This is a genomic window from Pseudomonas sp. PGPR40 (genome assembly GCF_022014505.1).
In the GTDB taxonomy this organism is placed as follows: domain Bacteria; phylum Pseudomonadota; class Gammaproteobacteria; order Pseudomonadales; family Pseudomonadaceae; genus Aquipseudomonas.
Window position 1 is genome coordinate 172,314 of sequence record NZ_JAKLSP010000007.1, and the last position, 20,585, is coordinate 192,898.

Genomic DNA, 20,585 nt, shown 5'->3' on the forward strand with positions numbered 1-20,585 from the left:
AGGTTTTAAAATGGCTGAACGTCTGAATAACGACTTCCAGTTCATCGATGTCGGGCGCAAGGATCCGAAGAAGAAACTGTTGCGTCAACGCAAGAAAGAGTTCGTGGAAATCTACGAACCGTTCAAGCCCCAGCAGTCGGCCGACCAGGCCCACCGCTGCCTGGGTTGCGGTAACCCGTATTGCGAATGGAAGTGCCCGGTGCACAACTTCATTCCCAACTGGCTGAAATTGGTGGCCGAGGGCAACATCCTGCAGGCCGCCGAGCTGTCGCACCAGACCAACACCCTGCCGGAAGTCTGCGGCCGGGTTTGTCCTCAGGACCGTCTGTGCGAGGGTGCCTGCACCCTTAACGATGGTTTTGGTGCGGTGACCATTGGTTCGGTCGAGAAGTACATCACCGATACCGCGTTCGCCATGGGCTGGCGCCCGGACATGTCCAAGGTCAAACCGACCGGCAAGCGTGTCGCGGTAATCGGTGCGGGCCCTGCCGGCCTGGGCTGTGCCGACGTTCTGGTACGTGGCGGCGTGACCCCGGTGGTGTTCGACAAGAACCCGGAAATCGGCGGGCTGCTGACCTTCGGCATTCCCGAGTTCAAGCTGGAAAAGACCGTGCTGAGCAATCGTCGCGAAGTCTTCACTGGCATGGGTATCGAGTTCCGCCTGAACACCGAAATCGGCAAGGACGTAACCATCGAGCAACTGCTCGAAGAATACGATGCGGTGTTCATGGGCATGGGCACCTACACCTACATGAAGGGCGGCTTTGCCGGTGAAGATCTGCCGGGCGTGCATGACGCGCTGGACTTCCTGATCGCCAACGTCAACCGCAACCTGGGCTTTGAAAAGTCGCCAGAAGATTTCGTCGACATGAAAGGCAAGAAAGTCGTGGTACTGGGCGGTGGCGACACGGCGATGGACTGCAACCGTACTTCGATTCGTCAGGGCGCCAAGGCGGTGACCTGTGCTTATCGTCGTGACGAAGCGAACATGCCGGGCTCGCGCAAAGAGGTGAAGAACGCCAAGGAAGAAGGCGTGAAATTCCTCTACAACCGTCAGCCGATCGCTATCGTCGGTGAAGATCGTGTCGAAGGCGTGAAGGTGGTCGAGACCCGTCTCGGCGAGCCGGACGCCCGTGGCCGTCGCAGCCCCGAGCCGATCCCGGGTTCCGAAGAGATCATCCCGGCCGACGCCGTGGTCATCGCCTTCGGTTTCCGTCCAAGCCCGGCGTCGTGGTTCGAGCAGTTCAGCATCCAGACCGACAGCCAGGGCCGCGTCGTGGCGCCGGAACAAGGTCAGTACAAGCACCAGACCAGCAACCCGAAAATCTTCGCCGGTGGCGACATGGTGCGCGGTTCCGACCTGGTGGTAACGGCGATCTTCGAAGGCCGCAATGCGGCTGAAGGGATCCTGGATTACCTGGGCGTTTAACCGTATTCCAACATTGGAATGCGATCAAATGTGGGAGCGGGCTTGCTCGCGAAGGCGGTGTAACAGTCAATATTGATGTCGACTGACTCACCGCCTTCGCGAGCAAGCCCGCTCCCACATTGGTTTTGTGGTGTTGCCAAAGCTGTGTTCCACCGCGACAAATTGACCCGATAGACAAAAGGCTAAGCTCTTGCCGTGCCTTTTGTGTCGCGCTCTGAGAAAATGCCCGCACTTTTTTTCCGGATGCCGACATGACTGCCCTGAAGAACGACCGTTTCCTTCGCGCCCTGCTCAAGCAACCCGTAGACGTCACCCCCGTGTGGATGATGCGTCAGGCCGGTCGCTACCTGCCTGAATACCGCGCCAGCCGTGCCAAGGCCGGTGACTTCATGAGCCTGTGCATGAACCCGGCGTTCGCTTGCGAAGTCACGATGCAGCCGCTCGACCGCTATCCGCAACTGGATGCGGCGATCCTTTTCTCCGACATCCTGACCATCCCCGATGCCATGGGCCAGGGCCTGTACTTCGAGACCGGTGAAGGTCCGCGCTTCAAGAAAGTCATCAGCACTCTGGCCGACATCGAAGCCCTGCCGATTCCTGATCCGCACAAAGACCTCGGCTACGTCATGGACGCGGTCAGCACCATCCGTCGCGAACTGAACGGTCGCGTGCCGCTGATCGGCTTCTCCGGCAGCCCATGGACCCTGGCCACCTACATGGTCGAAGGCGGCTCGTCGAAAGACTTCCGCAAAACCAAGGCCATGCTCTACGACAACCCGCAAGCCATGCATCTGCTGCTGGACAAGCTCGCACAGTCGGTCACCAGCTACCTCAACGGCCAGATCATGGCTGGCGCGCAAGCGGTGCAGATCTTCGATACCTGGGGCGGTAACCTCTCGGCGGCGGCCTATCAGGAATTCTCCCTGGCCTACATGCGCAAAATCGTCAGCGGCCTGATCCGCGAACACGAAGGCCGCAAAGTGCCGGTCATCCTGTTCACCAAGAACGGCGGCCTGTGGCTGGAAAGCATTGCCGACGCCGGCGCCGACGCATTGGGCCTGGACTGGACCTGTGACATTGGTGAGGCCCGCCAGCGCGTGGGCAGCAAAGTCGCCTTGCAGGGCAACATGGACCCGACGGTGCTCTACGCCAAACCGGAAGCCATCCGTGCCGAAGTCGGTCGTATTCTCGCCAGCTACGGCAAGGGCAGCGGCCATGTGTTCAACCTCGGCCATGGCATTACGCCTGAAGTTGATCCAGAGCATGCGGGTGCGTTCCTGCGTGCGGTGCATGAGCTGTCGGCGCAGTATCACGAGTAACGCAGACTGCAATAATCAAAAGCCTGCCCGGCGTGAATTCGGGCAGGCTTTTTTGTTCTTGTTGAAATTTCGTCCGTTTAAAGATTACTGCCTGTAAGAATGTTTTCTCTCTTTGTCAGATAAGTGAAAACAGAGATTAATCCTCAGGTCAGTGATGACTTGTCCTACATAGAACTGTGCTTCATCCCGGTAAGGTTCCAGACCTTCGTTCGGTGTACCGCCGAACGAGATTACGAACATCGGCGCCAGCAAATGCGCCCTAATTTCGATAAGCAGTCTGGAATACATATCATGAAAAATACCTTTTATAAGGGAGGTGCGTTAACCGCATGTACTTCCTCGATGATCCTGTTATCGGCAATGTTGGCGTCTCAGAGTGTTTCCGCACACGGGTATCTGGAAGTGCCTCCCTCGCGTGCGCTGCTTTGCCAGCAAGGCACGAATACCAACTGTGGCGGCGCGCAATATGAACCACAAAGTGTTGGCGAAACCTTCAAGGGTTTTCCGGCCGGTAATGGCGGCGCTCCTCTTCAGGGACCGATCGACGGCAAGATCGCGAGTGGCGGTATCCCGTTGTTCTCCGCTATGGATGCGCAGTCCGCCACCCGTTGGCATTTGACGGAAATCAAGGATCGCAACATCGATTTCCAATGGCGTTATACCGCTGTTCACCCTGCGACCAAGCATGAGTATTTCATCTCTCGCAACGGCTGGAATCCGAACGAAGCGCTGAAACGCGCCACCTTCGAAAGTACGCCGTTCTGCACCATCGATGGCGGTAATCAAAAGCCATCCAACAGCGACAAACACAACTGCAACATCCCGGCCGACAAGTCTGGCCAGCATGTGATTCTGGCGATCTGGACGGTCGGCGACACCGACGCGGCCTTTTACAATGCCACCGATGTGAACATCATCGCGGAAGCGGAGTTGCCTGGTGGCTGGTCGTCTGTCGGCGGCATCGCTGCGTCGACTCAATTGCTGGTCGGTGACAAGGTCAAGGCTCGTGCATTCACCGCTAACGGCGAGAGCGCGGAATACAGCGTTGATATCTCCATCGATACCGCCGAAGACGGTTTGCCAAACAACTGGGCATTCAAGCTGGCAGAGAAAATCAACAAGACTCACACGCTGATCCGTGCGGGCATTCGTGATGAAAGCGGCGCCATTGAACCGGTACGGGGCAACAACACCCTGTACGCTCAAAAAGAAAGTGGGGTCGTGCGTTACGAAGTACAGCTTGCTATGCAAGAGGACGCTGCAGCTCGCATGTCCCTCGCTTCCCAGCAACCCGAATACGTGCTGGAAAAAGGCCGGGCCAAGGTCGAGTTCAGCATGCTCTCCAACCGCAAGATGAACGTCGAAGCGACCTTGTTCGACGAGCACAACAAACCGGTTGGCTCGACAGCGGCCCAGGTGGACAGCGGCTCGACATGGCTGGCCATCGACGTTCGCAGCAATCCCGGTAAGCACACCATGACACTGGTGGGTACCACGCTGGATGGCCGTACCACGCGCCAGGACACTCAGCCCACCAATATGACCGGTGAAGGTATCGGTATCGAATACGACTTCGTATTCCCTGAAGGTCTGAGCGAATACACCGCCGGCACCAAAGTGCTGCAACCGAAGACCAACGAAGTCTACGAGTGCAAGCCATTCCCCGCGTCCGGTTACTGCAAGCAATACAGCCCGACCGCCAATGGTTTCGAGCCTGGCAACGGTGAACATTGGCACATGGCCTGGAACAAGCTTTAAGTCCTCCCTGTGACACTCCAGGCGATCTGTAACGGATCGCCTGAAGCTCATTTGCTGTTTGAAAGTCGAGTGAAAGAATGTCCGTTATGGGGTACTCCAGACAGCGTGTCTGGCTGCACTGGTTATCGGCGGCTGTGATCATCTGGACGCTGGCGTCGGGATTTTATGTGGCCTGTGTCGAAGTGCCTGTTCGCGTGAGTGAGTGGGTCGCCTTCATGAACGTCTCGCTGACGACGGTGTTCATTCCGTTTTTCGCCTGGCGTCTGTTTATTTTTGGGGTTCACGCCCGCTCCATTAGCGTGAGCACGTTGTCATTGATGGAAAAGCTCGCACTGTTCGTCCACACGCTGATTTACGTCGCCGTGACAGTCGTGCTGGTGACCGGTGTGTTGATGATGGATCGCCCGATTGATGTCTTCGGGGTGTTCGAGATTGCGCAGCCACTGGCTGATCCTGCGCTCATCTCCCGATTTGTCACGATTCACTTCGGCTCATCCCTGGTCCTTTTGCTGCTGATCGTGATGCATGTCGGCGCGGTGATTGTCCACGAGGCCTGCGGCCACCGCGTTCTGCGGCGAATGTCCTTGTGCAGCCTTGTTCGAAGTGAACGACTCAAGTGAACTCGCGCTTTTACAAGCTCTTCCTGTTGGCGATTTGCGCCGGCTACGGAGGTTTTTTGTCGTGGCAAGAGTCGGTTTTTCGCAAAAGCCTTGCTGCGCCATTGTCATTCGCCGCGACGGACACGGCAGCCCCGCCCCGTGAGCCTCTCGATACAACAGCGGTCGCAACGGTGCTCGGTCTGGTGGCTGACACCACGTTGCTGCCCAGCGCCGAGCCGCTGACTTTGCACGCCAGTTTTGTCGTCGGCACCGGACTGTCCAGAGCGTTACTGGCAGGCACTCAAGGCTCGCGGATATACCAGGTCGGCGATCCGTTGCCGGGCGGCAGCGTGCTGCGCCGCGTCGAGGCGAATCAAGCGGTGTTGTGGAACAAGGGGCGAGAAGAGGTGTTGACGCTGCAAATGCCCGTATCGCGTTTTCTGCGTCCCTTCGGCGCATCAGCCGAGGCGCCGACACCGGCGAAGTCTGCGCATTTCCTACGCTCGCTCCCTGGGCAGTCAGAGTGATCTACCTATGAACGGCTCCATCCGCGCACCTATGTTGCGCCCCCTGCTTTTTCTTGCTGCTTTCGCGACAGTGTTCTTTCATGACGCGTTGCGCAGCGAGGAAGAGAAATGGCAACTGGCGATGAACAACGCGGAACTGCGTGACATTGTCGAAGAAATTTCCACTATTCTCGGCACCACGGTCGTGCTCGATCCCAGAGTCACCGGGCGTGTCACGGTCATGTCCCATCAGGCCCTCGACCGTGAGGGTGTTCGCCGGTTGTTTTACTCGGTGCTGGATGCGCACAATTTCACCGTGATCGACGAGGGCGAGCGCATCTTCATTACCCCAGTCGCCGAAGCCAAAACCCGTGCCGGTCAGGGCGCTGCAAAAAACGCCACGGCGTCGCAATTCATCACTCAGGTCATCGAGCTGAACACCAGCAGCGCGTCCGACCTTGCCGGGCTGGTGCGGCCATTGGTATCGGTCAACGGTTATGTCGGCCCATCGGTGTCGGCCAATGCACTGGTCGTGACCGATACCGCTGCCAATGTAAACCGTATCTCTGAGGTCATTCGGCAACTGGACGCAGGCCAGAACAATCGGCATGCCGTGGTGCAGATGCAACACGCGCAGGCCGCGGATGTGGCATCCGTGATTGAGTCCTCCCTGGGCAAACGCACCGCCGATACGGTGATTCAAGTCTTGGCCGACGCCAGAACCAACCGACTGATCCTCATTGGTCCACCGTCGGTGCGCCAACGTCTGGTCGACCTCGCACGCAGCCTCGATACACCCGGTACCGCCTCCCTCGACAATGCCCGGGTGATTCGCCTGCGTCATAGCGATGCCAAGCAAATGGCTGAAGTACTGGAAGCGATGGGCCAAGGCAGAAAACAGGCTGCCGCCCCCAGCGGCGCCAAGGACACGTCGGCCAACACCACGTTCATGATCAAGGCCGACGAGAGCCAAAATGCGCTGGTGTTGATCGCCGAACCGGCGCAAATCCGCACCATCGAAAACATCGTGCGCCAATTGGACCAGCCTCGGGCCCAGGTGCTGATCCACGCCGCCATTGTCGAAATCTCCGGAGACATTGCCCAAGCCGTGGGTGGGCAGTGGGGCGTCAGCAGCGGCGACGCGAAAGGCTTCATCAACTTTCCCGGCACCGACATTCCGATCATTGGCGGGCTGACCTTCGACGAGAAAAAATCAGCGCCGGAAGGCGCGGTGCTGCAACTGGGCAGTGACCGCTTCGGCGCGTTGATTTCGGCATTGGCGAGCAATACGCGAAGCAATCTGCTGTCCACGCCAAGCCTGCTGACCCTGGATAATCAGGAAGCAGAAATCATCGTTGGCCAGAACGTCCCGTTCAAGACTGGCTCCTACGCCACCAACAGCAATGGCGCGGACAATCCGTTTACCACCGTCGAGCGCAAAGACGTGGGTATCAGCCTGAAGATCAAGCCCTATATCAATGAAGGTTCGACGTTACGCCTGGAGGTCGAACAGGAGGTTTCGGACATCGCACCCTCTGTGTCGGGTATTGATTCCTCGGACCTGATCACCAACAAACGTGCGCTCAAGAGCACCATCCTCGCGGATGATGGCGAGATCATTGTGATCGGCGGCCTGATCCGCGACAGCGTCCGTACTCAGCAAAGCGGCGTACCGCTGCTGCGCGACATTCCTTATCTGGGTGCGCTGTTTCGCTGGACCCGGGATACGCAAACCAAAAGCAATCTGATGGTCTTTTTGCGGCCCACCATTGTCCGCAGCAAAGAAGACCTGGCCGACGTGAGCCAGCAGCGTTACGACGCGCTGCGCGAGTTGAGCAAGCCTGGCGCGCGAGGCAACAATTCGCTGCTTTTGCCTGCGGAGGCGCGCCAATTGTTCGATTCGCAGCCTACTGCGCCGGTGTTCGATTTACGTAACCGAACGCCGGTAACGCCATGAGCCGACCGAGCGAAATTCCCGAGTTGTTGCCCTTCGGTTTCGCCCGGCGTTTCGGCGTGCTGTTGGAGCGCGAAGGCGCCGATTTCAACCTTTCGCTGCGTGCTGATACGTCGCTCACGGCATTGTCCGAAGCGCGCCGGGTGTGCGGTCGGGACCTGCCGATGCGGATTCTGCAACCGGCTGAATTCGCCGCGCGTCTGGCCGCCGCTTACCGTGAAGGTCAGAGCGCGGCGCAGCAGGTTGCCCAAGGACTGGACGAAGAACTGGACCTGCTGAGTCTGGTGGATCAGGTGCCGCAAACTGCCGACCTGCTGGAGCAACAGGGTGACGCGCCGATCATCCGGCTGATCAATGCATTACTCAGCGAAGCGGTGCGCGAGCACGCCTCGGACGTGCACCTGGAAACGTTCGAACAGTATTTGTCGGTGCGCATGCGAGTCGACGGGCAACTGCGAGAAATGCTCCGGCCCCGGCGCGAACTGGCGACCTTGCTGGTGTCGCGCATCAAGGTCATGGCGCGTCTGGACATCGCCGAAAAACGTGTCCCTCAGGACGGGCGAATGGCCCTGCGACTGGCCGGCCATGAAGTCGATGTACGGGTTTCGACATTGCCCTCGGCGCACGGTGAACGGGTGGTGCTGCGGCTGCTCGACAAGCAGGCCGGACGCCTTGAGTTACAGCGACTGGGCATGCCGGATGAAACCCTTGCGTCGCTGCGCCAATTGCTCGGCAAACCTCACGGCATTCTGCTGGTGACTGGCCCCACCGGCTCCGGCAAAACCACCAGCCTCTACGCTGCCCTGAGCAGCCTGAATGACCACACGCGCAACATTCTCACCGTCGAAGATCCCATCGAATATCACCTGCCGGGTGTCGGTCAGATGCCGGTCAACCCGAAAGTCGACATGACGTTTGCCCGGGGTCTGCGGGCGATCCTGCGTCAGGACCCGGACGTGGTGATGGTCGGTGAGATCCGTGATCGCGAGACGGCGGAAATCGCCGTTCAGGCATCGCTGACCGGGCATCTGGTGCTCTCGACGTTGCACACCAACAGCGCGGTGGGCGCCGTGACGCGGCTGGTGGATATGGGGGTCGATGCCTACCTGTTGGCGTCGTCGCTGGTGGGCATTCTGGCCCAACGATTACTGCGCACGTTGTGCCCCCATTGCAAGGTGGCGTATAGCGCCGATGCCGCGACGTGTCAGCGCCTCGGGCTCGATCCTGCGACGGTGCACCAACTGTTTAAGGCCGTGGGCTGCGAACACTGTCAACACGGTTATCGCGGACGCATCGGCATCTACGAACTGATCAGCGTGACACCGGCCATATCGACGCTGATTCATCAAGGTGTCGGCGAACAGGCGTTGATCGAAGAGGCACGCAAGCTGTCGCGCAGTCTGTTTCAGGATGGTCGGCAACGGGTGCTGGACGGCATGACCAGCCTTGATGAGTTGCTGCGCGTGACACAGGAGGACTAGCGCATGCCGACATTTGATTACCGTGCGGACGATGCCCGGGGCCGACGTTGCAAGGGACGGCTGGAAGCCGATGGCCCGCGTCATGCCCGGCAACTCCTGCGTGAGCGGAGTTTATGGCCGCGCGAATTGAACGAAGTCAGGACCGGAGGCGACGCCGGGACGCGGCCTCGTAGCGGACGCTTGAGCGCCGCCGACCTGGCGCTACTGACGCTGCAATTGTCCACCCTCGTTCAGGCCGGCTTGCCCCTTGAGGAAGCCCTCGACGCAGTGGCGAAACAGAGTGCCAGGCGAAAGGTTGCCGGTCTGTTGTCGGCCGTCAGGAGCCGTGTGATGGAGGGGCATGCCCTGTCAACGGCGCTGGGTCTGTTTCCCAAAGCCTTCCCTGAATTGTTTCGTGCCACCGTTGCCGCCGGCGAACGATCCGGGCATCTGGGGCATGTGCTGGAGCAACTGGCGGCTTACACCCAGGCCCGTCAGTCATCGCGGCAGAAAATCCAGATGGCCCTGGTGTACCCGCTGATCCTGATGTTGGCCAGCGTGGCGATCGTCGGGTTTCTGCTGGGGTATGTGGTGCCGGACGTAGTGAAAATCTTCGTCGACAGCGGCCAGCCATTGCCCTGGCTGACCCGAGCGCTGATCGGTTTGAGCGATGGGCTGCGTAGCCACTTCCTGCCATTGGCGGGCGTGGTGGCAGCGCTGATCGGCCTGTGGCGCTGGAGTCTGCGCCAACCGCTCTGGCGCCTGCGCTGGCATCGACTGGCGTTGAACATACCGGTAGCGGGCGAGGTATTACGGGCGATGGAAGCGGCACGATTTGCCAGCACCCTGGCTATTCTCGGCAAAAGTGCGGTGCCCCTGGTGGACGCGCTGGAAATCGCTGCCGCCGTCATTGGCAACCTGACTATTCGTGCGCGCATGGTCGACGTCGCCCGCTCGGTCCGCGAAGGTGGAACGCTGACCCGTGGCCTGGAGCTCAGCGGCGACATCCCGCCGATGATGCTGCACATGATCGCCAGCGGCGAACGTGCTGGCGAACTCGATCGCATGCTGGTGCGAGCGGCCGAACAACAGGAAAACAGCCTGGCGGCGCGCATCGCTCTGGTCGTGAGCCTTTTCGAACCGGCCGTGCTGGTGCTGATGGGCGGCGTCGTGTTGCTGATCGTGATGGCCATCCTTCTACCGATTCTCAGCCTCAACCAATTGGTGAATTGATCATGCAATCCCTATGCAGCAGCAAACCTGCCGCCCAACGCGGTTTTACCCTGATCGAAATCATGGTGGTGGTGGTCATCATCGGCGTATTGGGGGCCATCGTGGTGCCGCAATTCATGAGCCGGCCCGATCAGGCCAAAGTCACCGCCGCCAAAATAGACATCCAGGCCATTACCACCGCCCTGGAAATATACCGCCTCGATAACTTCCATTACCCCTCGACGCAGCAAGGGCTGGAAGCGTTGAGCAAGCGGCCGTCGGGCATGCCTGCGGCGAGACACTGGAACCCTCAGGGTTATTTGAAAAGCCTGCCCGTTGACCCGTGGGGCACGCCTTATCAATTCCTCAATCCTGGCGTGCAAGCGCTTGATGGCAGCTATGACCTGTATTCCCTGGGCTCCGATGGCGCAATAGGAGGCGAAGGGCATGCGGCCGATATCGGCAACTGGAGCGACTGACTCATGCGGCGACGGTGCCAGGGGTTTACCTTGCTTGAGTTGATGATTGTGATCGTCCTGATTGGCGTGTTGCTGGGCATGGTCAGCTTCGCCACCGGCCCGAACCCGGCGCGCCAGGCTCGGCTCGAAGCGCATGGTTTCATCAGTGTGATTCAACATTTGCGTGAGCGGGCGGTGCTCGACGGCGAGGAGTACGGCATACGGCTGAATAACAGCGGCTATCGCGCGATGCGGCTCACCGCTTACGGCTGGGAGCCGATGGCGGCGCTGCACATATGGCCCGATAACCTGCAGCTGCGGCTTGAGCAGGACGGGGATGCCTTGATCCTGGGGGCTGACGAAGGAGCGCCGCAGTTGCTGATGTTCAGCAGTGACGAAACCAGCCCCTTCACGCTGACGTTCGCGACCGCTGGCCGGACGTCGCTGAGCCTGTCGAGCGACGGCCTCGGCGAGGTGCTGATCGATGACTAAGGGAGCGTCGGTGTCACGCATGCGCGGCTTCACTTTGCTGGAAATCATGGTGGCCCTGGCGGTCTTCTCGACGCTGGCGGCGGCGGTGATGTCCGCGAGCCAATACGTGGTGAAGCAGACCGGTGCGGTCGAAGAGCGACTCTTTGCTGCGTGGCTGGCAGACAACCTTCTGAATGAACTGCGCTTGCAACCCGCGTTGACCGTAGGCCAGCAACAGCGAGTCATGCAGATGGATCGTCGCGATTGGTTGTTGCGTCAGCACATCAGCGCTTCGACCGAACCGCGCCTGCTGCAAGTCGAGATTGATGTGAGCCTTTCCGGTCGCGAACAAACCCTCCACCGCGCCAGTGGCTGGATACCTGATCGTCATGATTAAACAGGCCGGGTTCACCCTGCTGGAATTAGTGATTGCCCTGGCGATATTTGCTTTGCTGGGCCTGGCCAGTTGGGGGCTGTTTGATGGCGTGATACGTGTACAGCAGAGCACAACGGCGCACGAACGAGCGTTCAGAGGCCTGCAACGGGCAGTGGCGGTGATCGAGCGGGATCTGCTTCACGTCACTGAACAGCCTGTCGTGCTTCAACAAGGGGTACTGCAATTGCAGCGCAGCCACTGGCGCAATCCACTGGATCAACCTCGCAGCGAACGCCAGACACTGACGTATCGACTCGACAACGGCGCACTATGGCGTGAAAGCCAGGGTGAAGGCTCTCAGACTGTGCAGCGGCAAAAGCTACTGACCGAGGTCCGGGACGTGAGCTGGCGACTGTTCGACGCACAGTCCGGCTGGCGCAGCGATTGGCCGTCCGGTCGTGATGTGAAGGCGCCCAAGGCCGTGGAACTGCAAGTGTCGGTGGGCCGTTTCCAAGAGATTCGACGAGTGTTGCTGTTGCCGGGCGCGTTGCCATGAACGGGCGTCAACGCGGCATCGCACTGATCAGTGTGTTGCTGGTCATGAGCCTGGCACTGCTGATCACCAGCGGTTTGCTGCGCAGCCATCGCCTGTCGCTGCAAAGCAGCGGGCAAGCGTTGCAGCACGTCCACTTGCGCCAACTCGCGGTTGCCGGGGAAACCTGGGCGCTGTTGCGCTTGCAGGAAGCCGCGCAGGGCACGCAGAAAACCGTCGACCTGACTCAGGAATGGGCACGGGCCACACCTGACTTGGACATTGAAGATGTGCAACTGCGCGTCGATATCGAAGACCTCGCCGGACGGTTCAACCTTAATTTGATGTTGGGTCAGGGGCAGATCGATCAGGTCACCCGCAACCGTTGGGAACGCTTGCTTGGCGTGCTTGATCTTGCGCCGCTGGAGCTGAGTCAGGTCGGTGCATTACAAGAACTGAGCCAGTTGCGCTTGCTGCCGGGCGTTGACGGCCAGGTGTTGCGTCAACTGGAACCGTGGGTCGCACTGCTGCCTGCAGACGCCGCGCTGAACATCAACACCGCGCCGACGCTGGTACTGAGGATGCTTGATGGCGTGGAGGCGACGATGGCCGACACGCTGGTCCAGCAGCGTTCGACCGCGCCATGGACCAGCGTTCAGGCCTTCACTCAGGATCCGCTGCTGTCCGGCTCAGGCCTGAGCGGTCACGGCCTGGGCACCAGCAGCCGCTGGTTCCGAATCACCGTGCAGGTCATCCAGGGGCGCAGCCGTCTGCGGCTGGCCACTGATGTCCAACGTGATCCCGACACCCATCAATTCACCCTTGTGCAACGACGTCTGCTTCCTTCGAGTGCCCCCGAGATGCCGCGATGAACCACTGGCTTTACCTGACCGCCGAGGGTCTGGACACAGCATCGACCGATTGGCCTTGCTGCATCTGGTCCTCAACCGGACAACGACAGTTCATGCCATTGAGCCAAGCGGCTCAGGCACTGAATGGGCAGGCGGTTGATTTGCTGTTACCCATGGAATTGTGCAGTTGGGTGCGCAGTGATCCGTGGCCTTCCAGGCGCCATCCCGGCGCGCAAGCCATCGCATTTGCCGTGGAAGATCAACTGAGCGAACCGCTGGAAAAACTGCACCTGAGCATTGGTGCTCGCGATCGGGAGGGCCGCTATCCGGTGATGGTGGTGGCTCGCGAACGCTTGACCGCGGTGCTCGCGCGGCTGGCCGAATCGGGCATTGAGGTCCGTTCAACGTATGTCGATGCCGATGTGTTGGCCGGGTCTCAGCCGATGGCTGTCCGATGGTTCGGTCGATGGTTGTTGGGCGGCGCAATGCCGGCCCGCATGGCAATGTCGAATGACGGGTTGACGCTGCTCGGATCAACCTTGCCCGTGGACACTCAATGGATCGATGAGCGCCAGGATGCGGTCAATGTCGACTCCCTGACACTGCGTCCCTCGCCGGCCATCAACCTGTTGCAAGGTGAATTCGCCCCGCGCAGCAAACGCCTGCCCTGGCATTTCGGCGCAGCGGCTTTGCTGATGCTGGCCCTGCTGACGTGGGGCGCCAGCGCTACGCGCGTGCATTTTCTCGAGAGTGAAACACGCTGGCTGTACAGCCAGAACGAGCAGCGATTCAAGGCGCTTTACCCTGACCAGAGCCGCATCGTCGATCTGGCGACACAGCTCAAAGTGCTGCAAAGGCAAACCGCTGAACCAGAAAACACGCGCATCGCCGCTCTGGTGAATCTGATCGAACAGGTCATCGGCGCGAGTTCTGTCGAAGTGCGCCGCATTGAATATCGCGCCGGCGACGGTTGGAAAATTCAGCTGACCGCCAACAGTTTCGCCGAGCTTGAGCAATTGCGTGAGCGCGGGCGACAGCAAGGTGTGGCGCTCAGGCTCGACAACGCAAGCAAAGAACGCAACCGCGTGCAGGCAACGCTGGCTGTGGAGGACAACACATGAAAACCGCATGGCAACGCCTGTCCATTCGCGAACAACGTTTGTTGCTGGCCATGGGCGCTTTTTTACTTGCCGTCGTAGCGTTCAGCCTGATCTGGCAGCCGACACGCCAACGCCTGGAAACCGTCGAGCGCGAGTATCAGCAGCAATTGGCCCTGACTGCACAGCTGCAACGCGCACAACCCCAACGCATCGCGCGCACTGTCGCGGACCAGCCCTTGTCTCTGCGAGTCAGCGAAAGCACCACCGCGGCGGGGCTCGAATTGCATCAGATGGAAGCCGATAACGACCTCTTGCGCCTGACCCTCAGCGGCGATGCAAAGGCGCTGCTGCAATGGCTCGACCACGCTGAGCGCGAGGGCGCCGCACTGCAATCGCTGACATTGGAAAAGCGCGATGTGGTCCTTGAGGCGCGAGTGGTGCTCAGGTAGTTGAGCCGCTACCCGGCAGCAATGGAAGACGAGCCAGTTTCAACGCAATCAACAGCGCCACCACCAGCAACGCGCCGATAAACAACCCGATCCCGTTCCAGCCACCCAAGTGCCAGGCCACGCCACCCGCCGTACCCGCGATACTCGACCCGGCGTAATAGCTGAACAGGTACAGCGACGATGCCTGTCCTCTGGCCTTGATCGCCCTGCGTCCAATCCAACTACTGGCCACTGAATGCGCCCCGAAGAAGCCGAAGGTAAAGATCAGCATGCCGATGATCACTACCGGCAGTGGTGTGAGCATGGTCAGGGCGAGGCCGGCAATCATCAGCACAATGGTTGCCCAGAGCACTTTGCGTCGGCCAAGTTGGTCGGCCAGGGCGCCGATTTTCGCCGAGCTGTAGATGCCCGACAGGTACACCACCGAGAGCAGCCCGACGAAGGCCTGATCCATGTGGTATGGCTCGGCCAGCAAGCGATAACCAATGTAGTTGAACAGCGTGACGAACGCGCCCATCAACACGAACGCCTCGAGGAACAGCAGTGGTAGACCGGCATCGCGAAAGTGCATGGTAAAGCCGTCCAGCAAGCTGCGCGGATGCAGCGAGCGGGCGCGGAAGTTGCGCGATTCCGGAAGGATTTTCCAGAACACCGCTGCGGCAATCAGCGCCAGACCACCGATGACCAGCATCGCCGTGTGCCAGCTGACGAAGTCGATCAATACCCCGACGATCAACCGTCCACACATACCGCCGATGGCATTGCCACCGATGTATAACCCCATGGCCAAGCCAAGGTGTTGCGGATGGATTTCTTCGCTCAAGTAAGTCATCGCGACCGCCGCCAGACCGCTCAATGACAGCCCCACCAGCGCCCGCATGACCAGCACGCCCTGCCAGCTCGGGATCATTGCGCTGGCCATGGTGCAGAGTGCGGCGGCGAACAGCGCGGCGACCATCACCGGTTTACGTCCGATGCGATCAGAGATGGGGCCAGTGATTAGCAAGCCGATGGCGAGCATGCCGGTGGCAACCGACAGGATCAGACTGCTTTGGGCCGCGTTGATGGAAAACTCGCGGGACAACAGCGGCATCATCGGCTGCACGCAGTAGAGCAGCGCGAAAGTTGCGAAGCCGCCCGAGAACAGCGCCAGCACCGTGCGCATGAACATCGGCGTGCCTTTTTCGATGTAGATCTCACTTTTCCCGACGACGACATCTTCCAGCGCAGTGGGTGGAATTTCATGGGCGAGTGGGGCGACAGCAGTTTTCACTTCAGACCTCGGGAGGGCGCAGCCGGTCAGGCAATGAAAAAATCATATAGCTGGCTAATGTTTCTATCCAATATATTGTTCGACCTGTTTGATAGGTTTAGCGACCCAATGGAGTTTTCATGGAACTGCGCCACTTACGCTACTTCATCGCCGTCGCCGAAGAACTGCATTTCGGCCGCGCCGCCCAGATGCTAGGCATCTCGCAACCGCCGCTGAGCCAGCAGATTCAGGCGCTGGAGCAGGAGGTCGGCGCCCGGTTATTCGAACGGACCAATCGTCGGGTCGAACTCAGCGAGGCGGGGCGGTTGTTTCTGGAAGAGGCGCGCTTAGTGCTGGCTCAGGTCGACAAAGCGGCGGACGTGGCACGGCGGGCACAACTCGGTGAACTGGGTGAGTTGAAGATCGGCTTCACCTCATCGGCACCGTTCAACTCGACCATTCCCCAGGCAATCTTTTCGTTTCGCCAGCGTTTCCCGGCGGTGCACCTGCACCTGCGGGAAATGAGCAGCACCCAAGTGGCCGATGCATTGGTGGACGAATCAATCGAAGTCGGCATCATGCGGCCGCTGGGCTTGCCGGACTCGCTCAGCGTGGTGGAACTGATGCGCGAGCCCTTGGTGGCGGTGCTCAGCTCCAAGCATCCGCTGGTGAGCGGCAGCGAAGACGGATTATTCCTCTCTGCGCTGGCCCTCGAACCCTTCGTATTTTTCCCACGCAGCTATGGCAGCGGTCTGTATGCACAGTTGCTCAGCCTGGCGCGCGATGCCGGCTTCAGCCCGCACTTTGCGCAAGAGGCTGGCGAGGCGATGACCATCATTGGGCTGGTGGCGGCGGGTTTGGGGGTGTCGGTGTTGCCGGCGTCGTATCAGCGGATGCGCATTGATGGTGTGGTCTATCGCCCGTTGCTGGATCCGGAAGCGGTGTCGGCGGTATGGCTGGTGCAGCGCAAGGATCAGAAGTCGCCGATGGCCAAGGCGTTTGTGGAGTTGTTGACGCGCAAGGTTGAGTCCGTCGTATAAGGATATTTGGATGATGCTCTATCAAATCAAAAGCCCCCGTTTGAGCGATGCCAGTCAGTTAAATGCACCCTGTAGGAGCGGGCTTGCCCGCGAAGACGGCTACAGTCAACATTGATGTCGCCTGACATACCGCTTCGCGAGCAAACTCGCACCTACAGAGTTCCGTGTTTAACTGACTGGCATTGCCCCGTTTGAGTTTTTTGTCCGCGAGATGAGCCTTTTGTAAAGTTTGACCTGGTGAATTGCATAAAACGAGAGTGTGATGAAGTAAAGTGCGGAGATGGTTAAGTGGCTTGGGGCAAGCCAGTAATGAACTCTTTCAATAAGCAATGCCGATGAAAGTGTCGTTGCAAATAGTGCCAGTGTAATCGAAAGTATGCCCGCTGGTTTTTCATGCTTTAAGCGTTTGTAGAGTGGCAGCTGGATCAGTGAGGATATTGGAAGTATCACCAGCATTCCAATTGTAGCGATGAGTGGAATGGCGATCGAGTCTTGCGTGGCGGGGTAGATGCCGCTTCGGTAATTTGAAGTTACGATGTAGTAACTCGTGAGTGAAGAAGTAAATGGCGTCGTGAAATACAGTATTGGAAATCTAGTGTTTATTGTAATCATGGCGCCTTCCTGATAAATGCAGTCAGATGCGATCTGACTGCTTAGGTAGTAGTTAGAATGGCTGGGGTTTATACCCCATTCCAACTAGATGTATTTTATGCTCACCTGAAATATCTATCTCGTAACTTTTCCCCGGCAGTGCCCGGCCAGCGGTAGTTAACTCTTCTAATGCGCGAGGTCTATTGCTTGCGTTGAAATCGTATCTGTCATGATATGCCTTTATCGTTCCAATGAATCGCCAGGCCCCATCATGACTCCGTGTGAAATCACCCGCCATGTTCAAAGTAATGCGGCCCAGATAGGCTCCTGTTGCAACGCTGTCGTCAAATGTATTGTATTCAATGCGCGGGTCAACCAGATGATACGCGCCAGGCGATTTAGTGTTTTCAATAGCCTGTCTTAATAGCGGTAACTTATGCTCTATGATGTTAAGACCGATGGTATTTATATCGACTTCAAGTGTTTGCCCGTTTCCCCATAGGTAATGCCCAAGTGCCTTGACTGGGCTAAGGGCGTCAGCCAAGCTAAAATTTACGACTTTGTTTTTGAATAAGTCATCGTTGATTCTCCAGTGCGGGTCTACCCAGCCACGATCACTTTCTACGATGCGCCAAATATCTTTGATTGCTCCGTAAGCATCGTTTGTATTTAAAGCTTTATCCAGGATTCGCAAGTTGAAGGTGAAGTCATCAAGCCCTGTCTGACGCTTTATCATGTCGATGTTGTAGGGTTTGTTTTCTTCAGTAAGCACCTCGGGTTGAGGAGGAGGGAGAACGTAAGTGCCATCAATGATGATACCGTCTGTAGACCAGTATCCTCCCGTCGAACCTTTCCAGGTTCCAGTAACGTTTGTAGCGGGTAAGTTAATTCCATTTGTGTCATTACCTACATCCTTGTCGGCTTTGATCTAGTAAGGTTTATGAAAGAAAGTTTCTGAGCTTTTATTCAGACTCATCAATAATTAACCATGGTTCAGAAAAGCGCTCAATGGGGTAAATACACACTCGGAAATGTATTACACAAGTTACGGAATGATCCGGCGATACGGGATGCTGCATTGGCCTCCAGATCACTGATCAAAAAACAGACGACCCAAGCAAGATCGTCCGTTTTTCTTGTCCAGGCAAAAACCTGCACCTGCAATCGTCGACCAATGATGTCCATCAAATCGCAACCATCGCGCAATGAAGTCACCAACACACGCGCCAGCTCGCTGTAAGCACCCTCTCTAAATGCGAAGCTTTCCAGTAGTTGGGCCGCGGTGCGGACGAATTTTCTGCGTCAATCTCTGTTCAAACTTTGTCGGCAGGAACCGCGACTTTCGATGGTTCCAGATTGAGGGCGAGTACGCTTGTCAGCACAATGACAGTTCCGACGATGACCATGGCTGAAGGGCGTTCACTCAGAACCAATGAGGCCATCAACATGGCTGTGGGCGGTATCAGGTAAAGCGAAATGGAAGCGCGGCTCACGTTGCTGTGCGCCAGTACGTATGCCCAGGCGAGGTACGCAAGGGCGCTGGGGAAAATGCCCAGAATGAGCACCGCCAAGTTGACCGAAGTTGAGGCATTTTGCACTTCGTTCCACAGGCCCGGAACATACACAAGGAGCAATACCGTGCCGGACCAGATGGTGTAACACACCATCGTCAGCCCGTCATAACGATGGGAATGGTGTTTTTGCAAGGCGAAATACAGACTCCAGGACAACGCCGCCAGCAGGATGAGTAACCCGTGCGCGTCCAGCTCACCAAACCCACGGTCCCCGGTGACTACCACAGCGGCACCGACCAGGCCGCACAGCACACAGATCCACTGCCAACCGTTGACCCGATCCTTGAACGCGAAATGCGCCAATAACGTGCTGAACAGCGGTGTGGATTGTGCCAGTACGCTGGCGGCCCCGGCGCTAACGCCTTGTTGGCCATAGTTGAGGGCTATGTGATGCAGGCTGACGGCAAGGAATCCCAGCACGGCCAGCAGCGGCAGGTCTTTAAGACGGGGCAGTGAAATACGCATCACCAAGGCGACCCCGGCCATGAAGGTTGAGGCAATGAGAAATCGCATCAACGCGAGATGACCGGGCTCGTAAGCCTTTAGCCCAATATGGATTCCAATGGGGGAATAGGCCCAGCAAATAATTACAAAAATCGCCGCCAGAGCAGTTTTTACGCTGGGTCTTGTATCCATCAAGTCGTCATCCTGGACGCAACACGATTTTGTACGCTGGGCATGGCTGGTAGTCCTGTCATTTATGGGACTGGATTTTGCGTTGCATTGACTCCATAAAAGCTCCTGCTTATCGGAGGATGAAGGGGCGAGGCGTCACCACAGCCCGCGCTGGTTGAAAGCAAAAGATCGCAGCCTTCGGCAGCTCTTACCCAGGATTGTGTTCGACCGCGATATTGCGGCTTACATCGAATCTGGAATTGTCGAAGGCTGCGATCTTTTTAATGGTCACCCCGATATCGAACCAGGTCGGCGACGTCGTTTGCTCATGGGTACTGCTTCAGTTTTCAGGATCAGTTCTGAAACCTGGCAGGCCCTGAGTTGAACGCCATTCCTTTACAGTCCGTGTGATGCCTTCAGGGGAGTTATCTGCACCGTCTTGCGGGTAGTAGATCAAGTCTGACCCATCCGGGTGCTCGCTGATTTTCTCGAAGTGCAGCAGAAGCAGATCGGCACGATCATCTGTTTCGGCTTCTGCATCTTCCTTGGCGAGTTCTTTTAGCAACTCGATAAACTCGGTTTCGGTGTACTCCGAGAAGCTGTTTTTCAGGAGTGTGTCTGCCATGGCTAGCCTATTCGCTCCGGTGAATATCAATGTGGTTTTTTGGGGTGTTTACCCGCAGGTTGTCAACGTTATACACGTCACCACCGTTCGATACTTTGTCGAGGTGGTGCAGCTCATAAGACAACCTCCCCCCGACCCTGTCGGCTTTTCTTGCCCGTGGAGCCCTACCCGTGCGCATACGGCTTACATTCTGTTTGATGAACTGATCAGCAACCGTCGACTTTGAAATTGCTTCCCAAAGTGCTGATCTGAATTTATCGAAACTTTTGAAACTACGTCCTCTCAGTGCATCAGCCACTTCTGTAGGAATAGGCGCGCCCATTCCTGACCTTGCGCCGATGAGCCAAACCCCCGACACATCCTCGCCCACCCCCGTCACCCCGCCGGGTTCAAACCGGGCATTGAGCACGATAT

The 20,585-nt window shown here is 58.1% G+C and carries 21 protein-coding genes and 1 pseudogene; 16 read left to right on the forward strand and 6 right to left on the reverse strand.

What is annotated here, in order from left to right; all coding sequences use genetic code 11:
* Positions 1-10: 10 nt before the first annotated feature.
* The 15 genes from MEB48_RS08815 (at position 11) to gspM (ending at position 14,474) form a co-directional block, all read left to right on the forward strand.
* Positions 11-1,429, forward strand: coding sequence for an FAD-dependent oxidoreductase (locus MEB48_RS08815; RefSeq protein ID WP_192346761.1), 1,419 nt, complete (start codon positions 11-13; stop codon positions 1,427-1,429).
* 251 nt (positions 1,430-1,680) lie between these two features.
* Positions 1,681-2,748, forward strand: a complete 1,068-nt coding sequence (hemE, locus tag MEB48_RS08820; RefSeq protein WP_237883736.1) for a uroporphyrinogen decarboxylase — start codon at positions 1,681-1,683, stop codon at positions 2,746-2,748.
* A gap of 291 nt (positions 2,749-3,039) precedes the next feature.
* A complete protein-coding gene (gene gbpA, locus MEB48_RS08825; protein ID WP_237883738.1) occupies positions 3,040-4,506 on the forward strand; it encodes an N-acetylglucosamine-binding protein GbpA in 1,467 nt (488 codons plus the stop codon).
* 77 nt (positions 4,507-4,583) lie between these two features.
* The gene (locus MEB48_RS08830; RefSeq protein ID WP_237883740.1) at positions 4,584-5,126 is read left to right on the forward strand and encodes a cytochrome b; all 543 of its coding nucleotides are present in this window, start codon (positions 4,584-4,586) and stop codon (positions 5,124-5,126) included.
* Between the two features lie 56 nt (positions 5,127-5,182).
* Positions 5,183-5,632 carry a hypothetical protein gene (locus tag MEB48_RS08835; RefSeq protein ID WP_330932700.1) on the forward strand — a complete coding sequence of 150 codons (450 nt, stop codon included), beginning with the start codon at positions 5,183-5,185 and terminating at the stop codon, positions 5,630-5,632.
* A gap of 7 nt (positions 5,633-5,639) precedes the next feature.
* On the forward strand, positions 5,640-7,568 hold the full coding sequence (gspD, locus tag MEB48_RS08840) for a type II secretion system secretin GspD (RefSeq protein WP_237883742.1): 1,929 nt from the start codon (positions 5,640-5,642) through the stop codon (positions 7,566-7,568).
* Positions 7,565-9,046 (forward strand): type II secretion system ATPase GspE, encoded by a 1,482-nt coding sequence (gspE, locus tag MEB48_RS08845; protein ID WP_237883743.1) that lies wholly within the window; start codon positions 7,565-7,567, stop codon positions 9,044-9,046. The genes gspD and gspE overlap by 4 nt, the downstream gene beginning before the upstream one ends.
* 3 nt (positions 9,047-9,049) lie before the next feature.
* A complete protein-coding gene (gene gspF, locus MEB48_RS08850; RefSeq protein ID WP_237883745.1) occupies positions 9,050-10,258 on the forward strand; it encodes a type II secretion system inner membrane protein GspF in 1,209 nt (402 codons plus the stop codon).
* A 2-nt stretch (positions 10,259-10,260) separates the two neighbouring features.
* Entirely contained in the window at positions 10,261-10,716 is a 456-nt protein-coding gene (gspG, locus tag MEB48_RS08855; RefSeq protein ID WP_237883747.1) for a type II secretion system major pseudopilin GspG, read from the forward strand.
* 3 nt (positions 10,717-10,719) lie between these two features.
* Positions 10,720-11,187, forward strand: coding sequence for a type II secretion system minor pseudopilin GspH (gene gspH / locus MEB48_RS08860; RefSeq protein ID WP_237883749.1), 468 nt, complete (start codon positions 10,720-10,722; stop codon positions 11,185-11,187).
* A complete protein-coding gene (gene gspI / locus MEB48_RS08865; protein ID WP_237883751.1) occupies positions 11,180-11,563 on the forward strand; it encodes a type II secretion system minor pseudopilin GspI in 384 nt (127 codons plus the stop codon). Before gspH ends, gspI begins: the two co-directional genes overlap by 8 nt.
* On the forward strand, positions 11,556-12,098 hold the full coding sequence (locus MEB48_RS08870; protein WP_237883753.1) for a type II secretion system protein GspJ: 543 nt from the start codon (positions 11,556-11,558) through the stop codon (positions 12,096-12,098). Before gspI ends, MEB48_RS08870 begins: the two co-directional genes overlap by 8 nt.
* The gene (locus tag MEB48_RS08875; protein ID WP_237883754.1) at positions 12,095-12,946 is read left to right on the forward strand and encodes a type II secretion system protein GspK; all 852 of its coding nucleotides are present in this window, start codon (positions 12,095-12,097) and stop codon (positions 12,944-12,946) included. Before MEB48_RS08870 ends, MEB48_RS08875 begins: the two co-directional genes overlap by 4 nt.
* Entirely contained in the window at positions 12,943-14,046 is a 1,104-nt protein-coding gene (gene gspL / locus MEB48_RS08880; protein WP_237883756.1) for a type II secretion system protein GspL, read from the forward strand. The genes MEB48_RS08875 and gspL overlap by 4 nt, the downstream gene beginning before the upstream one ends.
* Positions 14,043-14,474, forward strand: a complete 432-nt coding sequence (gene gspM, locus MEB48_RS08885; protein ID WP_237883758.1) for a type II secretion system protein GspM — start codon at positions 14,043-14,045, stop codon at positions 14,472-14,474. Before gspL ends, gspM begins: the two co-directional genes overlap by 4 nt.
* Here the strand turns inward: gspM and MEB48_RS08890 are convergent.
* The gene (locus MEB48_RS08890) at positions 14,467-15,714 is read right to left on the reverse strand and encodes an MFS transporter (RefSeq protein WP_442969075.1); all 1,248 of its coding nucleotides are present in this window, start codon (positions 15,712-15,714) and stop codon (positions 14,467-14,469) included. The genes gspM and MEB48_RS08890 overlap by 8 nt on opposite strands.
* A gap of 152 nt (positions 15,715-15,866) precedes the next feature.
* Between MEB48_RS08890 and MEB48_RS08895 the strand changes: the two genes are divergently transcribed.
* Entirely contained in the window at positions 15,867-16,766 is a 900-nt protein-coding gene (locus MEB48_RS08895; RefSeq protein WP_237883762.1) for a LysR family transcriptional regulator, read from the forward strand.
* 168 nt (positions 16,767-16,934) lie between these two features.
* Here the strand turns inward: MEB48_RS08895 and MEB48_RS08900 are convergent, their stop codons facing one another.
* From MEB48_RS08900 to MEB48_RS08920, 5 genes and pseudogenes are all read right to left on the reverse strand, one after another.
* Complete coding sequence (locus MEB48_RS08900; RefSeq protein WP_237883764.1) at positions 16,935-17,378, reverse strand: hypothetical protein; 444 nt, start codon at positions 17,376-17,378, stop codon at positions 16,935-16,937.
* A 52-nt stretch (positions 17,379-17,430) separates the two neighbouring features.
* The gene (locus MEB48_RS08905) at positions 17,431-18,129 is read right to left on the reverse strand and encodes a lipid II-degrading bacteriocin (protein ID WP_237883766.1); all 699 of its coding nucleotides are present in this window, start codon (positions 18,127-18,129) and stop codon (positions 17,431-17,433) included.
* Positions 18,130-18,670: 541 nt separating this feature from the next.
* Complete coding sequence (locus tag MEB48_RS08910) at positions 18,671-19,567, reverse strand: DMT family transporter (RefSeq protein WP_237883768.1); 897 nt, start codon at positions 19,565-19,567, stop codon at positions 18,671-18,673.
* Between the two features lie 319 nt (positions 19,568-19,886).
* Positions 19,887-20,171, reverse strand: coding sequence for a bacteriocin immunity protein (locus MEB48_RS08915; protein WP_237883769.1), 285 nt, complete (start codon positions 20,169-20,171; stop codon positions 19,887-19,889).
* A 7-nt stretch (positions 20,172-20,178) separates the two neighbouring features.
* Positions 20,179-20,585 (reverse strand): annotated as a pseudogene (locus MEB48_RS08920) (S-type pyocin domain-containing protein); the annotation flags it as partial.

Bases quoted from the DNA above. Each gene is read 5' to 3' on its own strand.
- gbpA (WP_237883738.1), top strand. From the start codon at position 3,040: ATGAAAAATACCTTTTATAAGGGAGGTGCGTTAACCGCATGTACTTCC.
- gspM (WP_237883758.1), top strand. From the start codon at position 14,043: ATGAAAACCGCATGGCAACGCCTGTCCATTCGCGAACAACGTTTGTTG.
- gspL (WP_237883756.1), top strand. From the start codon at position 12,943: ATGAACCACTGGCTTTACCTGACCGCCGAGGGTCTGGACACAGCATCG.
- MEB48_RS08815 (WP_192346761.1), top strand. From the start codon at position 11: ATGGCTGAACGTCTGAATAACGACTTCCAGTTCATCGATGTCGGGCGC.
- gspF (WP_237883745.1), top strand. From the start codon at position 9,050: ATGCCGACATTTGATTACCGTGCGGACGATGCCCGGGGCCGACGTTGC.
- gspD (WP_237883742.1), top strand. From the start codon at position 5,640: ATGAACGGCTCCATCCGCGCACCTATGTTGCGCCCCCTGCTTTTTCTT.
- MEB48_RS08900 (WP_237883764.1), bottom strand. From the start codon at position 17,378: ATGATTACAATAAACACTAGATTTCCAATACTGTATTTCACGACGCCA.
- gspE (WP_237883743.1), top strand. From the start codon at position 7,565: ATGAGCCGACCGAGCGAAATTCCCGAGTTGTTGCCCTTCGGTTTCGCC.
- MEB48_RS08875 (WP_237883754.1), top strand. From the start codon at position 12,095: ATGAACGGGCGTCAACGCGGCATCGCACTGATCAGTGTGTTGCTGGTC.
- gspH (WP_237883749.1), top strand. From the start codon at position 10,720: ATGCGGCGACGGTGCCAGGGGTTTACCTTGCTTGAGTTGATGATTGTG.
- MEB48_RS08830 (WP_237883740.1), top strand. From the start codon at position 4,584: ATGTCCGTTATGGGGTACTCCAGACAGCGTGTCTGGCTGCACTGGTTA.
- gspI (WP_237883751.1), top strand. From the start codon at position 11,180: ATGACTAAGGGAGCGTCGGTGTCACGCATGCGCGGCTTCACTTTGCTG.
- gspG (WP_237883747.1), top strand. From the start codon at position 10,261: ATGCAATCCCTATGCAGCAGCAAACCTGCCGCCCAACGCGGTTTTACC.
- hemE (WP_237883736.1), top strand. From the start codon at position 1,681: ATGACTGCCCTGAAGAACGACCGTTTCCTTCGCGCCCTGCTCAAGCAA.
- MEB48_RS08910 (WP_237883768.1), bottom strand. From the start codon at position 19,567: ATGGATACAAGACCCAGCGTAAAAACTGCTCTGGCGGCGATTTTTGTA.
- MEB48_RS08915 (WP_237883769.1), bottom strand. From the start codon at position 20,171: ATGGCAGACACACTCCTGAAAAACAGCTTCTCGGAGTACACCGAAACC.
- MEB48_RS08895 (WP_237883762.1), top strand. From the start codon at position 15,867: ATGGAACTGCGCCACTTACGCTACTTCATCGCCGTCGCCGAAGAACTG.
- MEB48_RS08870 (WP_237883753.1), top strand. From the start codon at position 11,556: ATGATTAAACAGGCCGGGTTCACCCTGCTGGAATTAGTGATTGCCCTG.